At 58.5% G+C, this 16256-nt stretch carries 19 protein-coding genes, 1 tRNA gene and 1 rRNA gene; 15 read left to right on the top strand and 6 right to left on the bottom strand.

Annotated features, from left to right (window positions below; all coding sequences use genetic code 11):
• Window positions 1-126: 126 nt before the first annotated feature.
• Window positions 127-1473, bottom strand: a complete 1347-nt coding sequence (locus ACSMEV_RS12155) for an aminotransferase-like domain-containing protein (RefSeq protein ID WP_459205376.1) — start codon at window positions 1471-1473, stop codon at window positions 127-129.
• A gap of 167 nt (window positions 1474-1640) precedes the next feature.
• On the opposite strand from ACSMEV_RS12155, the gene ACSMEV_RS12150 reads away from it, so the two are divergent.
• The 5 genes from ACSMEV_RS12150 to ACSMEV_RS12130 all read left to right on the top strand — a co-directional run bounded on the left by ACSMEV_RS12150 (window position 1641) and on the right by ACSMEV_RS12130 (window position 6459).
• Complete coding sequence (locus tag ACSMEV_RS12150) at window positions 1641-2351, top strand: serine O-acetyltransferase (RefSeq protein WP_459205375.1); 711 nt, start codon at window positions 1641-1643, stop codon at window positions 2349-2351.
• A complete protein-coding gene (locus ACSMEV_RS12145; protein ID WP_459205374.1) occupies window positions 2348-3139 on the top strand; it encodes an alanyl-tRNA editing protein in 792 nt (263 codons plus the stop codon). The genes ACSMEV_RS12150 and ACSMEV_RS12145 overlap by 4 nt, the downstream gene beginning before the upstream one ends.
• Complete coding sequence (locus ACSMEV_RS12140; protein WP_459205373.1) at window positions 3136-4344, top strand: MFS transporter; 1209 nt, start codon at window positions 3136-3138, stop codon at window positions 4342-4344. The genes ACSMEV_RS12145 and ACSMEV_RS12140 overlap by 4 nt, the downstream gene beginning before the upstream one ends.
• Complete coding sequence (locus ACSMEV_RS12135; RefSeq protein WP_459205372.1) at window positions 4341-5267, top strand: pyridoxal-phosphate dependent enzyme; 927 nt, start codon at window positions 4341-4343, stop codon at window positions 5265-5267. Before ACSMEV_RS12140 ends, ACSMEV_RS12135 begins: the two co-directional genes overlap by 4 nt.
• A 184-nt stretch (window positions 5268-5451) precedes the next feature.
• Window positions 5452-6459, top strand: a complete 1008-nt coding sequence (locus tag ACSMEV_RS12130) for an alpha/beta fold hydrolase (RefSeq protein ID WP_459205371.1) — start codon at window positions 5452-5454, stop codon at window positions 6457-6459.
• Between the two features lie 188 nt (window positions 6460-6647).
• On the opposite strand, the gene ACSMEV_RS12125 is transcribed toward ACSMEV_RS12130, so the two are convergent.
• A tRNA-Ser gene (locus ACSMEV_RS12125) sits at window positions 6648-6735 on the bottom strand.
• A 123-nt stretch (window positions 6736-6858) separates the two neighbouring features.
• Here ACSMEV_RS12125 and ACSMEV_RS12120 point away from each other — a divergent pair.
• Window positions 6859-7530: a Bax inhibitor-1/YccA family protein gene (locus ACSMEV_RS12120; protein WP_459205370.1), complete on the top strand. Its 672-nt coding sequence runs from the start codon at window positions 6859-6861 to the stop codon at window positions 7528-7530.
• A 106-nt stretch (window positions 7531-7636) separates the two neighbouring features.
• Here the strand turns inward: ACSMEV_RS12120 and ACSMEV_RS12115 are convergent.
• Window positions 7637-8856 (bottom strand): IS3 family transposase gene (locus ACSMEV_RS12115; protein ID WP_459205369.1). Its coding sequence is split into 2 segments (ribosomal slippage): window positions 7637-8508 and window positions 8508-8856, totalling 1221 coding nucleotides; the frame shifts between segments, so codons are not numbered across the junction.
• 166 nt (window positions 8857-9022) lie between these two features.
• Between ACSMEV_RS12115 and ACSMEV_RS12110 the strand changes: the two genes are divergently transcribed.
• From ACSMEV_RS12110 to ACSMEV_RS12075, 8 genes are all read left to right on the top strand, one after another.
• On the top strand, window positions 9023-10402 hold the full coding sequence (locus tag ACSMEV_RS12110) for a nucleobase:cation symporter-2 family protein (protein ID WP_459205368.1): 1380 nt from the start codon (window positions 9023-9025) through the stop codon (window positions 10400-10402).
• Between the two features lie 76 nt (window positions 10403-10478).
• Complete coding sequence (gene tusD, locus ACSMEV_RS12105; protein WP_459205367.1) at window positions 10479-10871, top strand: sulfurtransferase complex subunit TusD; 393 nt, start codon at window positions 10479-10481, stop codon at window positions 10869-10871.
• A gap of 2 nt (window positions 10872-10873) precedes the next feature.
• On the top strand, window positions 10874-11233 hold the full coding sequence (gene tusC / locus ACSMEV_RS12100) for a sulfurtransferase complex subunit TusC (protein ID WP_459205366.1): 360 nt from the start codon (window positions 10874-10876) through the stop codon (window positions 11231-11233).
• Window positions 11233-11529 carry a sulfurtransferase complex subunit TusB gene (gene tusB, locus ACSMEV_RS12095; RefSeq protein WP_459205365.1) on the top strand — a complete coding sequence of 99 codons (297 nt, stop codon included), beginning with the start codon at window positions 11233-11235 and terminating at the stop codon, window positions 11527-11529. Before tusC ends, tusB begins: the two co-directional genes overlap by 1 nt.
• Window positions 11526-11861, top strand: coding sequence for a TusE/DsrC/DsvC family sulfur relay protein (locus ACSMEV_RS12090; RefSeq protein WP_459205364.1), 336 nt, complete (start codon window positions 11526-11528; stop codon window positions 11859-11861). Before tusB ends, ACSMEV_RS12090 begins: the two co-directional genes overlap by 4 nt.
• Window positions 11858-12859 carry a glycosyl transferase family protein gene (locus tag ACSMEV_RS12085; RefSeq protein ID WP_459205363.1) on the top strand — a complete coding sequence of 334 codons (1002 nt, stop codon included), beginning with the start codon at window positions 11858-11860 and terminating at the stop codon, window positions 12857-12859. The genes ACSMEV_RS12090 and ACSMEV_RS12085 overlap by 4 nt, the downstream gene beginning before the upstream one ends.
• Before the next feature lie 91 nt (window positions 12860-12950).
• A complete protein-coding gene (locus ACSMEV_RS12080) occupies window positions 12951-13922 on the top strand; it encodes a glutathione S-transferase family protein (RefSeq protein ID WP_459205362.1) in 972 nt (323 codons plus the stop codon).
• 89 nt (window positions 13923-14011) lie between these two features.
• On the top strand, window positions 14012-14500 hold the full coding sequence (locus ACSMEV_RS12075; protein WP_459205361.1) for an LEA/WHy family protein: 489 nt from the start codon (window positions 14012-14014) through the stop codon (window positions 14498-14500).
• A gap of 78 nt (window positions 14501-14578) precedes the next feature.
• Here the strand turns inward: ACSMEV_RS12075 and ACSMEV_RS12070 are convergent, their stop codons facing one another.
• The gene (locus ACSMEV_RS12070; RefSeq protein ID WP_459205360.1) at window positions 14579-14842 is read right to left on the bottom strand and encodes a hypothetical protein; all 264 of its coding nucleotides are present in this window, start codon (window positions 14840-14842) and stop codon (window positions 14579-14581) included.
• 130 nt (window positions 14843-14972) lie between these two features.
• On the opposite strand from ACSMEV_RS12070, the gene ACSMEV_RS12065 reads away from it, so the two are divergent.
• Window positions 14973-15293, top strand: coding sequence for a DUF883 family protein (locus tag ACSMEV_RS12065; protein ID WP_459205359.1), 321 nt, complete (start codon window positions 14973-14975; stop codon window positions 15291-15293).
• Window positions 15294-15318: 25 nt separating this feature from the next.
• Here ACSMEV_RS12065 and ACSMEV_RS12060 read toward each other — a convergent pair whose 3' ends face one another.
• A complete protein-coding gene (locus ACSMEV_RS12060; RefSeq protein ID WP_459205358.1) occupies window positions 15319-15936 on the bottom strand; it encodes a MiaE family protein in 618 nt (205 codons plus the stop codon).
• Window positions 15937-16104: 168 nt separating this feature from the next.
• Window positions 16105-16220 (bottom strand): 5S ribosomal RNA (gene rrf / locus ACSMEV_RS12055).
• Window positions 16221-16256: the final 36 nt, after the last annotated feature.

The raw sequence follows: 16256 nt of genomic DNA, 5'->3' as shown, positions 1-16256 counted from the left end.
ACTTAATGAGATGAAAAGAGAATGAAGATATTCAGATTAGTCCAGCGGGTCTGCTGAGGGTTCAGCACCTACAGCACATTACTACGGCGGCTCCGACCCCTTTGGTGGCCGGGCCAATGGGCGTCTTCAAAACGCCTTCACAGTGAAATGTCGCGCGACCTCCTGGGAAAAATGCGTGCAGTTTATCCGTGCATAGCGCTGGTAGTCGCGCGTGACGGCAAACGCAGAGCCTGGCATCAGCAGGATCTTCTGCGCTTCGAGGGTGGTGATCAGCGGTTGCAGGTTCGGTAAGTCCGGGTGATAGGCCCAGATGAACATGCCGCCTTGTGGTTCGATATCGAAGCGCCAGCCCCGTGCCAGCAGCAGTTGCTGGGTCTGCACCTGCTGACTGATCAGGCGTTGCTGTACGTCCTTCATGTGCCGCGCATAGGTGCCGTCGGACAGGATCGTGTTGACGAAGCGTTCGCAGAACGCCGGCACAGCCACGCAGGTCAGCAGTTTCAGGCGAGTCAACGGCTCGATCAGTTCCTGCGCACAGGCGATGTAACCGACCCTCAGCGAGGCCGAAAGGCATTTGGAAAAGCTGCCGATATAGATGACCCGTTCCAGGTTGTCGAGCTCGGCGAAAGTCTGCCGCACGCCTGGACTGAAATCGCCGTAGACGTCGTCTTCCACGACATAGAACTCGTGTTCGATGGCCAGGCGCAGCACCTTGAAGGCATTGTGCGGGCTGATGTTGCCACCGGTGGGATTGTGCAGGGTGCTATTGCAGAAGAAGGCGCGCACCTTGTGGTTACTCAAGTAGGCTTGCATCTCAGCGATGTCCGGCCCGTCCGCTGCCCTCGGAATGCCTACTACATGCCCGCCGGCGAGCTGGATCAGACGGATCAGGTTGCCGTTGCCCGGCTCATCGACGAACACATGGTCGCCCGGTTTGATCAGCAGGCGCGCCAGCAGGTCCAGCGCCTGGGTCGCACCAAGGGTGGTGATGACCTGGTTGGGCCTGGCGTCCACGCGGGTCTGACGCTTCATGTGCACGCACAGCTGCTTGCGCATGGGCAGGTGCCCAAGGATATCGCCGTATTCGGCCAACGAACTCTGCTCCAGGCGCGCAGTGCGGCGAATCGCCTTGGCCAGCGATTCGGTGTCGCGCCATTGCGGCGGCAACCAACCGCAGCCCAGTTTGATGTAGTGCTGGCCGCCTTGCAGGAGCCGGAACAGCGGGTCGCTGTCCATGCTGAGCGGGTCATGGCTGACGGCGATCTGCGCAGCCCTGCTGGTGACGAAGTAACCGCGGCCCGGAAACGCGGTCAGCTCGCCTTCGCTGACCAGCCGCGCGTAGGCCGAAACGGCATCGTGGTAGCTATGCCCGCCCCCCGCCAACTTACGGATCGACGGCATGCGTTGCCCGGCCAGCCACTCGCCATTCGCCAGCCGCTGCTTCAAGTCGTCGTACAGCGCGCTGTTGCTCATGGGCCATCGCCAAACCGTTAGGAAATAAATGCTAACAGTTAACTGAAAAGGTTGTCGACTGTTCGTTTGCGGCAGTTCGAATAGTGCGACTATCACTTCAGCGGCGTCTCTCGATTAATGCCCTGTCAACGCCAATACCCAAGACCAGATAACTGGAAAGCGCATCGATGGCCAACATGGACATGCAACCTCATGCACCCGTTCGGCTGCCCGTTCATTATGAATCGGCGTCGTTCTGCACCATTAAAAACTTACTGACCGCGGCGCTGCTGGAGTGCTGTTCGACACAGGAATTTTCCATACTCAACGACACTTCGTTGATTCAGGAAGTTGCCGAAACATGCCACGAAGACTTGCTCGCCTTCGCCTCTAAAGATCCAGCCTCGGGCTTCGATCCGATTTTCATCGCTAGAAGTTACACGTCTTACGCGGCCGTCCTGCATTATCGCCTCGCGCACCAAGTGCATCTGCACGTTGGCGCGCGCATCACAGATGCGCAGTGCCTCGCCGGCATGCTGTCGCGCCGCGGCAAGATGCTCTCGGGTGCGGAAATCCACTTTCGCAGCCGCATTGGCGAGCGCTTCATCATCGACCACGGTGTGGGCACGGTCATCGGTGAAACCAGCGTCATCGGCGACGATTGCTACATCCTCGGCGGCGTCACTCTGGGCGCCCGCGGCATCGGCCACAACCCATCGGGCGCCAGGCATCCACGCATCGGCAACCGTGTTCAGATCGGTGCGTTTTCCAGTGTGCTAGGCCCAGTGAACATTGGCGATGACGTGTTCATCGGCCCCAATTGCATCATTAGCAAAGACGTCCCTGCGCGCGCCCGGGTGCAGGTCAGAACTTCCCTGCAAATGGTAGTGGAACCATGAATACATTGCTCAATAACGAAGTCCTGCGTAGCACTGAAAAGTTGTATTACCAAGACCAGTATTTAACGTCGGCCACCACGCAAGTCACCCGTGTGCATGCCGACGCGCTGGAACTCGACAGTACCGTGGCCTATCCCGAAGGCGGCGGCCAAGAGGCCGACCACGGCACCATCGAGTTGCCCATCGGCACGCTGCGCTTCATCTGGGCGAAAAAACTCTATGGCACGCCCATTCGCCTGGACGGTTTCAAGGGCGGAAAGTTGGGCGGCATCATCTTGCACATGATCCATCCGGACGACTTGCATTTATTGGAGCGGGTCACCGCGCACATGCCGGCCCGGGTCAGTATCGACGCGCTGCGGCGCGATCGCCTGACGCTGTCTCACAGTGCCAGCCACTTTCTCTACGCCGCCGCCGTGCAACTTCGTCAGGAACTGGAGCAGTGGACCATCGGCTGCCACATCAAGGAAGACGGCGCGCGTTTCGATTTCCTCGTCGAAGAATCCTTCAGCGCCGAGGAAGTGCGCGAGATCGAGCGCCTGGCCAATGAACTGATCGCGCATGAGGACGTGATCGGCAACACCGCCGTACAAGGCCTGGAAGACGCACGACTGTGGTCGTACCGAGGGATCGAAATCCCCTGTGGCGGCACCCACCTGCAATCGCCGCAGCGCATCGGCCGGCTGAGCGTACGCCGCAAACGCCTGGGCAAGAGCAAGGAACGGCTGATCTGCGAATTCCCCGAAGCCTCGACCGACCTGTCGATCTATAGGGAGCAGCACGCATGAACCCTCGCCTGCCCCGCCGCACCTACCTGTACTTCACCGCCCAGTCGATCAACCTCACCACAGCGGTGATGTCGGTGACCATGGCCGCCATCGTCGGCTCGGCGCTGGCACCAGCTGCGCAGTGGTCCACCCTGCCCTACGGCGTGCAATTTCTGTGCGTGATGCTGGCCACCTACCCTGCGTCCCGCTTGATGAGCCGCACCGGTCGCAAACCGGCGTTCATGCTGGGCGCGCTGCCGTTGGTGGTGTCTGGCGTCAGCGGCTTCATGGCAGTCGAGCATCGGCAGTTCGCGCTACTGGTGCTTAGCCACGCCGCGCTGGGGGTGTACATCGCCTTCGCCAACTTCAACCGCTTCGCGGCTACCGACAACCTCCTGCAAGCGCTCAAGCCCAAGGCGCTGTCGCTGGTGGTGGCCGGCGGCGTGGTCGCCGCCGTGGTCGGCCCGACGCTGACCGAGCTGCTGCGTGAGGTGGCGGGCTATGCGCTGTTCTCGCTGTGCTACGCCGCGTTCATCGTCTTGGCCGGCCTGTCGCTGCTGATCGCTTTGTGCTTGCCTGCCTCGCCAGCCAACCCGGCCAGCGCACAAAGGCCGAAGGCCAACCGCGACGCCGCCATCCCTCTCACACCGACGCTGGTCACTGCCATGGCGATCGCCGCCATCGGCTACGGCATCATGAACTTGCTGATGATCCAGGCCTCGATGCACATGCAGCACATGCACGACTCGTTCTCCGACGTGCGTCTGGCGATCCAATGGCATGTCATCGCCATGTTCGCGCCCTCCTTCTTCACAGGCACGATCATCGAAAAGCTGGGTCTGCGCACCACGCTGTGTACGGGCCTGGCCATGCTCATCGGCTGCACCCTGCTCAACATGACCTTGCACGGTTACGCGGCCATGACCGTATCGCTGATCGTGCTGGGTCTGGGCTGGAACCTGACCTACGTCGGCGGCGGCGCGTTGCTGGCGCAAAGTCTGCAAAACAGCCCCGGCGCCATGCAGATGCAAGGCAAGAACGATCTGGCCATCGCCGTGTGCGCCACGTTGGGCGCCTTCACGCCGGCCGTGCTGCTCAATTCGATCGGCTGGGTGGGCACCAACGCCCTGTGCCTGAGCCTGTGCGTGATCTTGTTGCTGGCGACCCTTTATGTGTTGCATAGCAACGCGCAGCCGCACTACACGGCCGTGGGCAACAGCAAATGAGCAAACTGATCCGCACCGCAGAGCGCATCCTCACCAAACTGGAAATGCATAACCCGGGCGGTAGCCATAAATACCGCGCCGCCAAGCACATCATCGACTGCGCGGTGCGCAACGGCGATATCGTGCCGGGTGAAACCACGGTCATCGAGAAAACCGGTGGCAACTTCGGCTTCGGTCTGATCGCCGCTTGCCACCGCCATGATATCGCCGTGGAGCTGGCGGTGGGGTTGAGCTTCAGCCAGACCAAACGCGACCTGCTCGAATGCTTCGGCGCTACGCTGATTGGCAAGGACATGCTGCTGGCAGGCGCCACCCCCAAGGACGTGGTGATGTATCGGCTGGAGCAACAGGCAGCACTGGGCAAGTCGTACTTCTATACCGACCAGTTCAACAATGCCGTGGGGGTCGACGCCCATCGCTATCAGACCGCCACGGAGCTGGCGTGTCAGCTGATCCAGGCCCGGGCCGGCAAGGAATTGCTGTTCGTGGGTTGTGCAGGCACTGGCGCAAGCTTTTCCGGAATCACGTTGGGGCTCAAGGATCAGGGTTTCGACGTCGAAACCGTGCTGGTCGATCCGGCCGGCTGCGATTCGAAAGCGGGCATCTTCGCTGACCACCGCTTCGAAGGCATGGCGGTCGGCGTCTGCCCGCCGTTTCTGGACTGGGTATTGGTCGATCGGCATTGCAGCGTCACACAGGAAGAGATGCTGATGGCGCAGCGCACCTTTTATATGCAGAGCGGTGCCTTTGTCGGCAACACGGCAGCCGCGTGTTTGGCAGTCGCTCAACGGATGGTGCGCGAACCTGAGCACGCGCACAGGACGATCGTGACCATCGCCTACGATGCGGGGCTCTGGTATCAGGATCTGCAGAAATCGGTGACCGAGCAGGCGCGGCGCTCGGTAGAGGGGTGCGAAGGTTGATGACAAGCAGTAGGCGGGCATGCCACATGGGGTGCCTGGCGTAAATTAGCGGTCGCAAGCGGGAATTATTGCTTGCGCGTTGTTCTCGTAGAGGAAGCCTTCGGCAATTGTCGTCACGCCAAGGGCATATCGATCCCCGTGATTGTCGAGGGTGCGCAAGTGCTGGAGACGGAGGCAAGCAAACATGAAAAGCAGAATACGATCAGTAATTCTCGTGGGACTGTTGTGCGCAGGCGTGCAACAGGCCAATGCGGCCAATACCTATGGCCCCCAGCTGGAAGGCTTCGCCTATCCCTACCCTTTGAAACATCTGGCGTTGACGTCGCAGGGCGAACATGTGCAGATGGGGTACCTGGACGTACCGGCCAAAGATCCGAAGTCGACGCTAGGCACCGCCGTTCTGCTGCACGGCAAGAATTTCTGCGCCGCGACCTGGGAAGGTATCATCAAGCAGCTTAGCGACGCCGGCTACCGGGTCATCGCGCCCGACCAAATCGGGTTCTGCTCTTCGAGCAAACCCGAACGGTACCAGTACACGTTTCAGCAGTTGGCTCGCAACACGCACGCCCTGCTACAGCACTTGGGGGTAGAGAAGGCAAGCGTGGTCGGTCACTCGACCGGCGGCATGCTGGCCGTTCGCTACGCGCTGATGTACCCCGCCGACACGTCGAAGCTGGTACTGGTCAACCCGATCGGTCTGGAAGACTGGAAGGCCTTGGGCGTTCCCTATCGAACGGTGGATCAGTGGTTCGAGCGTGAACTGAAAGTCACTGCCCAATCCATCAAAGCCTACGAACAGAAGACCTATTACGACGGCCGCTGGAAGCCTGAGTACGATAAGTGGGTGGACATGCTGGCCGGTTTGAACGCCGGCCCTGGCAAGAAAGAGGTGGCCTGGAACTCGGCGCTCGTCTACGACATGATCTTCACGCAGCCGGTGGTGTACGAGTTCCCCAAGATCCAGGTGCCTACTCTGTTGATGATCGGACAAACCGACACCACGGCCATCGGTAGCGATATCGCCTCGGCAGAGGTGAAAGCCAAATTGGGAGACTACCCGGCGCTTGGCAAGGCTGCGCAGAAAGCCATACCGAAGGCTGAGCTGATCGAGTTTGCCAAATTGGGGCATGCGCCGCAGATGGAGGAGCCGGAGGCGTTCAATGAGGCGTTGGTGCGCTGGTTGGGGAATTGATTTTGAGGGGCCGGACGCCATCGCACTGCGTGCTGAATCGAGGAAGCGGGGTCGTTCTTTGAGCGGGCTGCCCGGGACCTTGGGCAGCCTCTGGAGCGTCCCAGAGGTATCGCGCCGAGGGCAGGTCGGCCTGGTGCCTTTGGCCTGCTCAGAACGCAAAAACCCCCGATTTCTCGGGGGTTTGAATGTGGCGGAAGCGTAGAGATTCGAACTCTAGGATAGTTGCCCATCGACGGTTTTCAAGACCGTTGCCTTAAACCACTCGGCCACGCTTCCAGCTGTTTTGCGGGCGCCATAATACCTCAATGACACACGCTGTCAAACTCTCTATGTCGCGCTTTCTCAGGGCTCTGATATGCTCTTGCGACAACATGTTTCAATACTCACAGGAGTGTCGCCATGCGCGAACAGGATTACGCCGTCCGGGACGGTCAGCAGATCGAGCAGCAGGAGGTCAGCAAAGTCCTGCGCAACACTTATGGCCTATTGGCACTTACCCTCGCTTTCAGTGGCCTCATGGCCTTCGTCGCCCAACAGATGCGTGTCGGCTACCCGAACGTGTTCGTGGTGTTGATTGGCTTCTATGGCTTGTTCTTCCTGACTGCCAAGTTACGCGATTCGGTATGGGGCTTGGTCTCAACCTTCGCCCTGACCGGTTTCATGGGCTTCATCCTTGGCCCGATTCTCAACCGTTACCTGGGCATGGCTGGCGGCGCCGAAGTCGTGAGCTCGGCTTTCGCCATGACGGCGCTGGTGTTCGGTGGCCTGTCGGCCTACGTGCTGATCAGCCGCAAGGACATGAGCTTCCTCAGCGGCTTCATCACTGCAGGCTTCTTCGTCCTCTTAGGCGCGGTGGTTGCCAGCTTCTTCTTCCAGATTAGTGGTTTGCAGTTGGCGATCAGCGCCGGCTTCGTCCTGTTCTCCTCGGTCTGCATCTTGTTCCAGACCAGTGCGATCATCCATGGTGGCGAACGTAACTACATCATGGCGACGATCAGTCTATATGTGTCGATCTACAACCTCTTTGTCAGCTTGCTGCAACTGTTTGGCCTGATGGGCCGCGACGACTGATGCCCTATCGCTGACATGCCATAAAAAGCCCGCTTCGGCGGGCTTTTCATTACCTGTTGTCTAGTCCTGAAATAGGTTTACACCTGTTCAGGTAGGCCGACAGGCCTCAAAACGCCCGATGCACCGCATCGGGCGTTTTGTTTTTCAGGGCCGTATGGGGCCGTTCTGTGTTGTAGATCTGTACCGCCTCGTCAACCATCTGCCTCGCTTGCTCAAGATCTTCAGGGCTGCTCAACAGCAGCTCCATCTTGAGGATTCCGTTGATTCGCTCGGCCAGCGCGTTCTGGTAGCAGTCATACCCATCAGTCATGGAGCACTGAACATCGTGTCGTTGGTGCAGTGACTGGTATAGCGCCGAGCAATATTGGATGCCTCGATCCGAATGGTGAACTAATGGCTGGCGACGACGCCGCTTTCGTAATGCCTGCTTGAAGGCTTGTGCCACTGACTCGGCATGTAGGCTTTCATGGACGTGGTGACCCACAATTTTCCTGGAGTACGCATCCGTTAACAGACTCAGGTACAGCGGGCCGTTACGCGCGGGCAGGTAAGTAATGTCGGCAACCCAGACGTGCTCCGGCCTTGTCGGAACGACTTGGCTTGGGCCGGCCTTGAGTAAGTTGGGATGGCGGTAGAATCGATGAAAACTCTGTGTTGTCTTGTGATAGGCCCGCTTGGGCAGCACCAGCAAACGGCGCTCTCCCAAGACCTGAAACAGCCTATCTCGACCGACCTGGAATCGTTTGTCAGGCTGGCAATGCAGCAGATAGTGCAGCTTGCGTGTACCCAGACGAGGCTGGCGCATCCGGACTTGCTGCACAAACTCAACCACCCGATCTGCCTGGCGTTCCTTTCTATCAGCAGCTCGGTTGCGCTTGTAGTAAGCCTGACGACTGATGCCTAGAAACTGACAAGCCCTGGCAATGCTCAGTCCTGCGACTTGACCTTGCGAGAGGACTTGCCGGATCGCTTTTTTACGACCGAGACGCCATAGTCATTTTTCAGAACATCAACGACCGTTTCAAAGAACTGGGCCTTATGGCTCATCAGCTCAAGCTGTTGCTCAAGCTCTTTGATCCGCTGCTCTGGAGTGAGCGGTTTGAGGTCAGACATCGCGCAGCTCCTCTCGTCGCGGATCGAGGCCCCCTGGCTCCAATCCTGCCGACCATGCTTACGCAACCATACCAGAACCGTCGACCGACCCTGGATGCCAAACCGCACCTGGGCCTGCTTGTAAGTCAGTTCGCCTTTTTCAATCTGATCAACCACCGCCAATTTAAAAGACAGCGAGTAATCACCCTGTGTGCGCTTTACACCTTGCTCCATCTGACTCTCCAGAAACTCGGGATTAGAGGTGTAAACCTTATTCAGGACGGGACATGTCGATCAACACCGCCGCCCTTTTCAACAAGCGGCACAGGTTCAACCCGTACCCCTACCCCAACGCCCACCATGGCCGTAGAATGCGCTCCTTTTCCTGGGGCAGCCTTCCATGAGTTCGCACGAGCACGGTACCGGCGCGTCTGCGCCTACCCACGATTTAATCCTCGGGCTTGATGACAAACCCCGGCCGTGGATCGGCGTCCTAGCAGCGCTGCAGCACCTGCTGGCCATCATCGTACCCATTGTCACACCTGGCCTTTTGATCTGTCAGGCACTGGGTGTGTCATCGCGTGATACCAACCTGATCGTGTCGATGTCACTGGTAATCTCCGGCATCGCCACCTTCGTGCAATGTCGACGCTTCGGACCGTTCGGCGCAGGGCTGCTGATCGTGCAAGGAACCAGTTTCAACTTCGTCGGACCACTGATCGCCGGCGGATCGTTGATGGTCAAGCAAGGTACGCCCGTGGAGACGGTGATGGCGGCCATCTTTGGGGTGGTGATCGCCGGCTCGTTCATCGAGATGGGTATTTCGCGGACCTTGCCCTTCGTCAAACGCCTGATTACTCCTCTGGTAACTGGGATTGTCGTACTGATGATCGGTCTCACACTGATCAAGGTCGGCTTGATCAGCATGGGTGGAGGCTTTTCGGCAATGGCCGACGGTACCTTCGCCAATCGCGAAAACCTGCTGCTGTCGGGGGTGGTACTCGCAATCATCGTACTGCTCAACCGCATTCCCGTGGTCTGGATGCGCAGTTGCGCAATCGTGATTGCATTGATGGCTGGCTATGCGTTGGCCGGCTACCTGGGAAGGCTCGATTTCACCGGCATGCACGAGGCGGCATTGTTTCAGGTACCAACCCCCCTCCACTTCGGGCTGGGATTTTCCTGGGCATTGTTCATTCCCATGCTGGTCATCTACCTGGTGACTTCCCTGGAAGCCATCGGCGATGTGACTGCCACGAGCAAGGTGTCCCAGCAACCGGTGGAAGGCCCGTTGTGGATGCAGCGGATCAAAGGCGGGGTCTTGGTCAACGGTGCCAATTCGTTGCTGGCAGGCGTGTTCAATACCTTCCCCAGCTCAATCTTCGCCCAGAACAACGGGGTCATTCAGCTGACCGGCATTGCCAGCCGCCATATCGGCATCTGGGTCGCTGCCATGCTGGTGCTGTTGGGGCTGTTCCCGAGTGTGGCGGGTATCATCCAGGCCGTGCCTGAACCGGTGTTGGGCGGAGCGGCCATGGTGATGTTCGGCGCGGTAGCGGCATCGGGCATCAACATCCTGGCCAGCACGACGCTCGATCGTAGGGCGCTGCTCATCATCGCCGTGTCCCTGGCCCTGGGATTGGGAGTCGCCCAAGTGCCGGAATTCCTTGCGCATATGCCAGGCGCCGTACGCGCCGTGTTGGAATCCGGCGTGGCCACTGGCGGGATCTGCGCCTTGCTGCTCAACTGGTTTCTGCCCGAAGGCACTCGCCAACCCTGAGCCGCAGCAACGATGCGAGACTGCCGCCTGGGGCGTTTTGCTCTATCATGGCGGCAGTTCTCTGTCAGAGTCGTTCATGAAATTCGCGATCGCGGTCTTCTCTCCCGCCCATGCGCCTTCCTCCCGTCGTGCACTGCGTTTCGCCGAAGCGGTGCTCGAGGGCGGGCACGACATCACGCGCCTGTTCTTTTACCAAGATGGCGTTCACAGCGCCTCAGCCAACATCGTCGCGCCTCAAGACGAGATCGATGTCGCTGCGCAGTGGCGTGCTTTCATTCAGAATCACCGGCTCGATGCAGTTGTCTGTATTGCCGCAGCGTTGCGTCGTGGCGTACTCAACCAGGAGGAAGCCCAACGCTATCAACGGCCTGCGGCGAACCTGCCAGCGCCTTGGGAATTGTCCGGCTTGGGCCAGCTGCATGAAGCGGCGCAATTGGCAGATCGCCTGATCTGCTTCGGAGGCGACTGAATATGGCCAAATCCATGTTGATCATCAGCCGTCAAGGACCTTGGAGTGGCCCTGCGGCTCGCGAAGCCTTGGACATCGCCCTGGCGGGGGGCGCGTTCGATCTGGAGCTGGGCATGCTGTTTCTCGATGACGGTGTCTTGCAACTGGCGATCGACCAACGACCTGTGCACCTTGAGCAAAAGAACCTCAGCGCCAACTTGCAAGCATTGCCCATGTTCGGCGTCGACCAACTGTTCGCCAGCCGCTCGAGTCTGATCAGGCGTGGCCTTGGTGAACAGTCACTGACTTTGGCCGTCGAGGTGCTCGATGACGATGAACTGAGCGCTTTGCTTGAGCGTTTCGACCACGTGGTGACCCTGTAATGACGACTCTGCACATAATCGCGCATTCTCCTTGGAACGACGATCGGCTTGACAGCTGCCTGTGTCTGCTTGGCGCTGAAGACGCTGTGCTCTTATGTGGCGAGGCGGTCAATGGGCTGCGCCCTGGCAGTGAAACCGCATTGCAGTTGTGTGCCGCGCAGCTCCAGGGGCGCTTGTTCGCCTTGCAAGAAGATCTGCACGCCAGGGCCATTTCTCAGGATTACGCCAAAGCGCTCGACTACTCAGGCTTCGTCGAACTGTCGCTGCATTACGACAAGGTGAACAGCTGGTTATGAACGCATTGGATATCTGTGGACACCTGGTTGGCCTGGATGAAGAAGGTTTCCTCGCCGACCTGAACGAGTGGTCCGAGCCTGTGGCGCTGGCGTTGGCGCAGCGCGAAGGCATCGAACTGACACCCGATCATTGGCAGATTCTCGTCTTGCTCAGAGCCTTCTACGAACAATATCAGCTATCGCCTGCCACCCGCCCCCTGATCAAATATGCGGCCCTCCATCTAGGCCCGGAAAAAGGCAACAGTCCCCATCTCAACCGCCTGTTCAACGGCACTCCTGCCAAGCTCGCCGCCAAGCTTGCCGGCCTTCCTAAACCGACCAACTGCATATGACCGAACCGCGCCCCTTAACCCTGGAAACACCAGCCGAACACCCTTTCGCTGAATTCGTCCGCACGCTTGGCAAAGGCAAACGCGGAGCGCGTGGCTTGACTCGCGAGGAAGCTCGAGCCGCCATGGGCATGTTGTTGGAAGAACAAGTGGAGGATGCCCAGTTGGGCGCATTTCTCATGCTGCTCAGGCACAAGGAAGAAACTGCCGAGGAGCTGGCCGGATTTACCGAAGCGCTACGCCAGCATCTGAACCCGCCGTCTATCGCGGTCGATCTCGACTGGCCGACCTATGCTGGCAAAAAACGCCATCTGCCTTGGTATCTGCTCGCTGCCAAATGTCTGGCCGCCAATGGCATACGTATCGTGCTGCACGGTGGCGGCGCGCATACCGCAGGGCGGCTGTACACCGAACAAGTGCTCAGCCTGCTGGACATACCCTTGTGTCGCAGTTGGCAGGCGGTGGCCATTGCGCTGGAAGAACACGCCCTGGCCTTTTTCCCGCTGCAAGACTGGGCGCCGCAACTGCAGCGAATGATCGACCTGCGCAACGTGCTTGGCTTACGCTCCCCTATCCATTCGCTGGCTCGGATTCTCAACCCGTTGGCCGCTCGCTGCGCCCTGCAAAGCATCTTCCATCCCGGCTACCAAGCCGTGCACCGTGAGGCCAGCCAGCTATTGGGCGACCATGCCATCGTCGTGAAAGGTGACGGCGGCGAGATCGAAATCAACCCGGACGTGCTCAGTCATCTGTACGGTGCAACCGACGGCCAGGCTTGGGACGAACAATGGCCTGCATTGAGCACGCAGCGCCATGTGAAGCCCGCATCCTTGCAGCCTCAGCACCTTGTGGATGTCTGGCAAGGTAAGGCGCAGGACAGCTATGGCGAGTTGGCGATCGTCTCTACTATGGCCCTGGCATTGCGCGGCCTAGGCAGCGAGCGCGAGCAGGCTTTCGCGATAGCGCGCCAGTACTGGAACGCACGCTGCAGCGCTCAATAGCACCCACAAAAGGCAACTTCCGCTTCATCCATTCGAACACCGCCAGCCTGCTGGGCTCCAACGACAAACATCACGTGGCGAGGAGTACGGCATGGGCCTTTTGATCGATGGGCAGTGGCATGACCAATGGTATGAAAGCGACGAAGACGGTGCGTTCAAACGCGAACAGGCGCAACGACGCAACTCGCTGCCCAAAGCCGAACCGGGTCGGTACCACCTCTACGTATCGCTGGCCTGCCCCTGGGCGCATCGAGCGCTGATCCTTCGCGAACTGAAGGGCCTGGCCCCGCTGATCGACGTGTCTGTGGTGAGCTGGCGGATGGCCGAGCATGGCTGGACCTTCGACCAGCGTGAAGGCTCGTCGGGCGACAAGCTTGACGGGTTCCAATACCTTTATGAGCGCTACACCCAAGACGACCCCCGCTACAGTGGACGCGTGACGGTTCCGGTTTTGTGGGACTGCCACGATCAGCGCATCGTGAACAATGAATCGGCGGACATCATCCGCCTGTTCAACTCAGCGTTCGACGAATTGACCGGCAATACCCTGGACTTCTATCCTGGGCCGCTACGTGCCACGATCGACGAGCTCAATTCGCGCATTTACCCAGCCGTCAACAATGGCGTTTATCAAGCTGGTTTCGCCACGACTCAAAAAGCCTATGAGCAGGCCTTCGACGACGTCTTCGGTGAGCTACGAGCGCTAGAAGGTCGGTTGCAATACAGCCGCTACCTGGCGGGGGCGTATCTCACCGAAGCAGATGTGCGTTTGTTTACGACCTTGATCCGATTCGACGCTGTGTACCACGGGCATTTCAAATGTAATCTGCGTCGTATTGAAGACTATCCAAACTTGTCGAACTGGTTACGTGAACTGTACCAGTGGCCCGGTATCGCTTCGACTGTGAACATGGAGCATATTCAAAAGCACTACTACCTGAGCCACAAGACCATCAACCCGAACGGGATCGTGCCCAAGGGGCCTCAGCAGAACTTCAATGCCCCACACGACCGAGAGCGTTTATCGGGCCGAGGAATCTGGCAGGCTGTCGCTGCAGACTGATACAGATGCGTATGAACAGCGAGCGATATTGCCCGACCTGATCCTATCAACGGCTTGGGCTTACCTGCAGATTGCTTGGGATCTCACTCATGGCGGTACTAGCACGTTTTTCTTTTGTCATGCGGTTACTGGTGGCCCTAGCCACGGTGTCTGTGCTGAGCGCCTGTTCAATGTTTGCGCCACAAGACCCAGTGATGGTCACTGTCATTGGCATCGAGCCACTGCCTAGAGAAGATCTTGAGCTGCGCATGGAGGTCAGACTCAGGGTGCAAAATCCTAACCAGGAAGTCGTGGATTTCAAAGGGTTGGCCATGGAATTGAGCCTCAATGGCCAACCCTTCGCCTCGGGCGTCAGCCGCCAGCAAGGACGTATCGAAGGGTACAGCGAACAGACAGTTACAGTACCTATGAGCATCAGCGCGCTGGCAATACTACGCCAGGCTTATGGCATGGGCAGGGCGGTATCGTTTGAGGGCATGCCTTACCGATTGCAAGGAAAGCTGGCAACCGGGCCATTGGGCGCCGTGCGTTTTGAAGAAAAGGGACGCTTGAGCATGCCCGATAGCGAAGGCATGTGAGCGATTGACTGTTTACGTTACCTAGCGTCTAGAAAGGAAGATGCCAGCCCGGACGCTGCGCTACTCCTGCAGGCACATTCAGCGGTTGCTGCCGGCCGCAGACATCATCTTGTTTACTTCGAGGCGTACCAAGTTGCCGTACTCTGCTGGACTCAGAGCATCCAACTCTGCTCTGGCCCACTCGGACCATTTGCCTTTGCGTCGAGACTTTTCCGAGATGAGCCTAGCCGCCTCGCCCTTAGCCTTACCGAGATTGCCTTGCCAAAAATCGAAGAGTCTGGATTTTTCAGCCTCGATTTGTGCGCGCTCGACGAAGCTCATGTTGGCCAAATTGAAACTCATGCTGACGGTCCTCCTGCCTGAAATCGAGGCGGGCATTCTACACGGGAGGCCCAGGATAGCGGGAGTCGGTTGCAACTTTCCTTACCCAGCGGTATCCATTTCTATATTCCCACTCAATGAGGACGTATTCATGGCCAGAAAATCCAATGCCCAAGTCGACGCCGATCAGATCAAGGATCAAGTCTTCAGCGATCTGCAATCACTGATCGAGGAGTCTGAAAAGTTGCTCAGCCAGAGCGCTACGCTGGTAGGCGAAGAAGCCGACACCCTACGCGGGCAGATCAGCAACAAGCTGCGCGAGGCTCGTGATGCTGCGAGCAATCTACGCAACAAGGCCCAACCTGCCGTCGAAGCCACCCAGGAGTATATCGGTGGCCACCCCTGGCAGACAGTGGCTGTCTCGGCCGGCTTCGGTCTTGTCGTAGGTTTGTTGCTGGGCCGCCGCTACTGAATCGATTGCCGGGCCGTTTGAATGATCAAGCGGCCCTGACCATAGGCACGCCACTGTGAAAACGCATCTCCTGATCTACTGAACTGATCAAGTCGGCTTCAACCTCTTTCACTTTCTCTATCACCCTAGCGATATCCGAGCGCTCTCCATAGTGATGCGCAAGTTTGAGGTACCCCTGATAATGCCGTGCCTCACTTTTCAATAGCCCGTGATAGAAAGTGGCAAGCTCATCGTCCAAATGTGGAACCAGGGCCGCAAAGCGCTCGCAGCTGCGAGCCTCTATAAAAGCCCCTACCACTAGCGTGTCCACCAATTTGGCCGGCTCATGTGCCCTGACCGCGCGCCGCAGGCCTGAGGCATACCGGCCTGCGGACACTGGACGCAATTCCACTCCCCGCCGCTTCATGATGCGTAAGACTTGCTCATGATGCACCAGCTCTTCGCGCGCCAGGCGCGACATCATATGGATCAAATCGAGATGCCCGTTGTATTTGGCAATCAGGCTGAGTGCAGTGCTGGCGGCCTTGAACTCGCAATTTTTATGATCGATCAATAGCGTTTCCTGATCTGCGAGTGCGGCTTCGATCCAGGCATCGGGGGTACGGCAACCTAGAAAAGCGTCAATTTCAGGTGTCAGGGACATGGGTTTTCTCAATATGCGGACTAGCTAGACGGGCGATTATACCGATGGCGCGAGCCGATGCCAGGGTTGTACTGAGGGGCTTGAACAGCCTTTAAACAAGATAATTCGGCGTTGCATAAAAGACAAAACCCCTACCTGCATGTGCAGATAGGGGTTTTGCGAAATGAATCTTGACGATGACCTACTCTCACATGGGGAAACCCCACACTACCATCGGCGATGCATCGTTTCACTGCTGAGTTCGGGATGGGATCAGGTGGTTCCAATGCTCTATGGTCGTCAAGAAATTCGGTTGCCGGTTCGTCGTTGCCGACGGGCCA

It is taken from the genome of Pseudomonas sp. MLB6B, assembly GCF_054508135.1.
This window is presented reverse-complemented; position numbering and strand designations above follow the sequence as displayed.

Coding starts and splice junctions, on each gene's coding strand:
- ACSMEV_RS12150 (WP_459205375.1), top strand. CDS start 1,641: ATGGCCAACATGGACATGCAACCTCATGCACCCGTTCGGCTGCCCGTT.
- ACSMEV_RS12085 (WP_459205363.1), top strand. CDS start 11,858: ATGACCGAACCGCGCCCCTTAACCCTGGAAACACCAGCCGAACACCCT.
- ACSMEV_RS12090 (WP_459205364.1), top strand. CDS start 11,526: ATGAACGCATTGGATATCTGTGGACACCTGGTTGGCCTGGATGAAGAA.
- tusC (WP_459205366.1), top strand. CDS start 10,874: ATGGCCAAATCCATGTTGATCATCAGCCGTCAAGGACCTTGGAGTGGC.
- ACSMEV_RS12120 (WP_459205370.1), top strand. CDS start 6,859: ATGCGCGAACAGGATTACGCCGTCCGGGACGGTCAGCAGATCGAGCAG.
- ACSMEV_RS12080 (WP_459205362.1), top strand. CDS start 12,951: ATGGGCCTTTTGATCGATGGGCAGTGGCATGACCAATGGTATGAAAGC.
- ACSMEV_RS12060 (WP_459205358.1), bottom strand. CDS start 15,936: ATGTCCCTGACACCTGAAATTGACGCTTTTCTAGGTTGCCGTACCCCC.
- ACSMEV_RS12155 (WP_459205376.1), bottom strand. CDS start 1,473: ATGAGCAACAGCGCGCTGTACGACGACTTGAAGCAGCGGCTGGCGAAT.
- ACSMEV_RS12070 (WP_459205360.1), bottom strand. CDS start 14,842: ATGAGTTTCAATTTGGCCAACATGAGCTTCGTCGAGCGCGCACAAATC.
- ACSMEV_RS12145 (WP_459205374.1), top strand. CDS start 2,348: ATGAATACATTGCTCAATAACGAAGTCCTGCGTAGCACTGAAAAGTTG.
- ACSMEV_RS12140 (WP_459205373.1), top strand. CDS start 3,136: ATGAACCCTCGCCTGCCCCGCCGCACCTACCTGTACTTCACCGCCCAG.
- ACSMEV_RS12110 (WP_459205368.1), top strand. CDS start 9,023: ATGAGTTCGCACGAGCACGGTACCGGCGCGTCTGCGCCTACCCACGAT.
- ACSMEV_RS12065 (WP_459205359.1), top strand. CDS start 14,973: ATGGCCAGAAAATCCAATGCCCAAGTCGACGCCGATCAGATCAAGGAT.
- tusB (WP_459205365.1), top strand. CDS start 11,233: ATGACGACTCTGCACATAATCGCGCATTCTCCTTGGAACGACGATCGG.
- tusD (WP_459205367.1), top strand. CDS start 10,479: ATGAAATTCGCGATCGCGGTCTTCTCTCCCGCCCATGCGCCTTCCTCC.
- ACSMEV_RS12130 (WP_459205371.1), top strand. CDS start 5,452: ATGAAAAGCAGAATACGATCAGTAATTCTCGTGGGACTGTTGTGCGCA.
- ACSMEV_RS12075 (WP_459205361.1), top strand. CDS start 14,012: ATGGCGGTACTAGCACGTTTTTCTTTTGTCATGCGGTTACTGGTGGCC.
- ACSMEV_RS12135 (WP_459205372.1), top strand. CDS start 4,341: ATGAGCAAACTGATCCGCACCGCAGAGCGCATCCTCACCAAACTGGAA.